This is a genomic window from Thermomonospora echinospora (assembly GCF_900108175.1).
GTDB classification, from domain to species: domain Bacteria; phylum Actinomycetota; class Actinomycetes; order Streptosporangiales; family Streptosporangiaceae; genus Thermomonospora; species Thermomonospora echinospora.
On sequence record NZ_FNVO01000057.1, the window covers coordinates 1 to 2,529 of the forward strand.

Here is a 2,529-nt window from a genome sequence, read left to right on the forward strand (position 1 = left end):
GCCACCGAGACCGGCGGCAAGGTCACCGCCACCGACTGGCAGGTCGGCGTCGCGCTGGGGCTGACCAGCCTGTTGGGCATCGGGCTGCTGGAGCTGACCATCGCGCTCAAGCAGCGCGCGGCCGGTGGCCGGTCGGCCGCCGAGATCCGCCAGTCGCTCATCCGGCGGATCTGCTACCCGCGGCTGAGCGCTCAGGCCGCCGCGATCGCCGCCGCCCGTGGCATCGACGCCGAGGCGGCGTGGCGAGCGGCGTGGATCGACCGGTACGGCATCGGGCCGGACTCCACCCGGCGTGAGCGCCGCACCGCCCGCAAGATCCTGGCCCGTCAGCGCAAGGCCGACCGGCGCGCGGCCAAGGCCGGTGCGCTGAGCATCGACGGCGACACGATCGTCCGCCGGGCCGGTGAGCGCCCCGAGCCCACGATCCCGGCACCGCCGGTGAGCGCCGACGATGAGCGGCCGCCGGGTGAGCGCCCGGAGCTTGAGCGGCCGGTGACCGCTCGCGACCCGCAGGTGCGGGAGTGGGCGGTGAGCAGCGAGGCCGCCGAGGGAATCGCGGCGATGGAGGAGTGGCTGAGCGCTCAGGCGAGTGCACCCGGCACGCTGCGGGAGCTGCCGCCGGGTGAGCGCCCGGACGGTGAGCGCGCCGAGGGTGAGCGCTCCCCCGAGGACTCGGTGAGCGCTCAGGACCGGCCGACTCGTGAGCGCCCGAAGCGCCGTCTTCGCCGCAAGGTGAGCGCTCGGGATGACGACGCTCAGGACGAGGCCGCCCGGCGGCTGGAGGCCGTGCGGAACCTTCTCTCCGCTCAGCCGGACATGAGCGGTGCCGACATCGCCACCGCGCTCAGCATCCCGCCGAGCACCGCCCGTCGGCTGCGCGCCCGGGTGCTGCGTGAGCGCAAGGGCGGGGGTGAGCGGTGATGGCGGCCGCGAGGGCCAGGACGCGCACGTTCGGTGCGCTGCAGGCCGCTGGCGCGGCGTTGGTCGCCTCCCGTGAGGAGGTCGCCCGGTTGCGGGGTCTGCTGGTCCGGGCGCGCCAGGACCTGGCGTTGCTGCGGGCGGAGGACGCCGAGCTGCTGGCCTACGCCCGCGCCACCGTGGCGGCGGCCCGCGCCGGTGACCCGGACCCGGTCGCCATCTTGGCCGGGCTGCTGGAGGAGCGCGGGCAGCTCCCGTCCGACGGCACGTCGCCGGCGGCGCTGCTGGCCCAGGGCTACCGCACCGGTCAGGCGGGGGGTGAGCGGTGATGCGCGACTTCGAGGCCGTCTTCGCCGGCGACCCGCAGACCGTGAGCGAGGCCCGCGCCCTGGTGCGCGAGGCGCTGGCCGATCTGCCCGCCGACCTGCGCGGCGACGCGCTGACCTGCGTGAGCGAGCTGGCCACCAACGCGCTGCTGCACACCGCCTCCGGCGACAAGGGCGGCAAGTACACCGTCCGCACCCAGGTCGGCGACGACGGCCGGGTGCTGGTGGAGGTGACCGACGAGGGCACCGCCGACTCGGCGCCGTGGGTGCCGCCGGCGGGCTCCGAGTGCGGCCGTGGCCTGCGCATCGTCACCGCGCTGGGGACCGTGCGCGTCGCCCGCGCCGGGACCGGTCCCGGCCGCCGCGTGCAGGTTCTCCTCCCCGCCCCCTTCCCCACTTCGTCCTCCCCGGAGGGATCCCGATGACCATCACGACCACCTTCAAGGCCACCGTGGCGACCGCGCGGGACCGCTGGACGGCCCGCCGCCGGTACTTCGGGACCGAGGAGGTCTTCAACGAGACCTGGCAGAGCCTCTACTCCATCGAGCACCCCATCCCCCGCGGGGTGACGCTCGGCAAACTCGCCGACATCTGCGACGCGCTGCACGACCAGCACGTCGCCGCGTTCGGCGACACCCTGCGCGCCGAGACCCTGGCCGCCAACGAGCAGTTGCTGAGCATGGCGGCCTCGTGCGAGCTGCAGCTCGCCCGCTCGACCTGGAAGCCCGTCGACGAGCTGCGCGCCGGCGACAGCTTCGAGTTCGCCGGCGAGTGGGCGAAGGTGCTGGACGTCACCCAGACCCAGCCCGCGGTGTTCCAGGTGCGCTTCGCGATGGCGGACATCGGCGAGGACGACGGCGGGATCAAGACCCTGGAGTGGGACGCCGGGGAGACCGTGCGAACCTCCGGCGCCGACCGCCCGGACCTGGAGGTCACCGGGCTGGCCTGCGGCTACGGCATCACCGGCCAGGAACTCACCGAGTGGCAGCGCCTGGCCACCACCGCCGACCGCGACCACCGCGCCGGCATCTACGCCACCCTCGCCGACCTGGCCGAACAGCGTCTCGGCACCGGCGCCGCCGAGACCCTGCGGGAGCTGGCGGCCACCGAGGTGGAGCTGATCCGGCCGGTGCCGCTGCCCAAGCCGATCTGTCCGCGGGAGGTGCGGGCGTTCTTCGCCGTGGTGCTGGCCGTGTTCGGCGCGCAGGTGGCGGTGCTGGCGCAGACCCCGGTCCTGACCTGGCCCTGGTTCGTCCAGTTCGGGACGTACGCGCTGGTCTCGGTG

Annotated in this window: 3 protein-coding genes and 1 pseudogene; all 4 read left to right on the top strand. The window is 74.9% G+C overall.

What is annotated here, in order from left to right; genetic code table 11:
• Window positions 1–921: pseudogene (locus C4U03_RS40930) on the top strand (hypothetical protein); the annotation flags it as partial.
• Window positions 921–1,247, top strand: a complete 327-nt coding sequence (locus tag C4U03_RS39575) for a hypothetical protein (protein WP_235018413.1) — start codon at window positions 921–923, stop codon at window positions 1,245–1,247. The pseudogene C4U03_RS40930 and the gene C4U03_RS39575, both read left to right, overlap by 1 nt.
• On the top strand, window positions 1,247–1,669 hold the full coding sequence (locus C4U03_RS39580; RefSeq protein WP_103945012.1) for an ATP-binding protein: 423 nt from the start codon (window positions 1,247–1,249) through the stop codon (window positions 1,667–1,669). Before C4U03_RS39575 ends, C4U03_RS39580 begins: the two co-directional genes overlap by 1 nt.
• Window positions 1,666–2,529 (top strand): hypothetical protein (locus C4U03_RS39585; protein ID WP_146087712.1); only part of this gene is annotated, 864 nt, incomplete at its 3' end. The genes C4U03_RS39580 and C4U03_RS39585, both read left to right, overlap by 4 nt.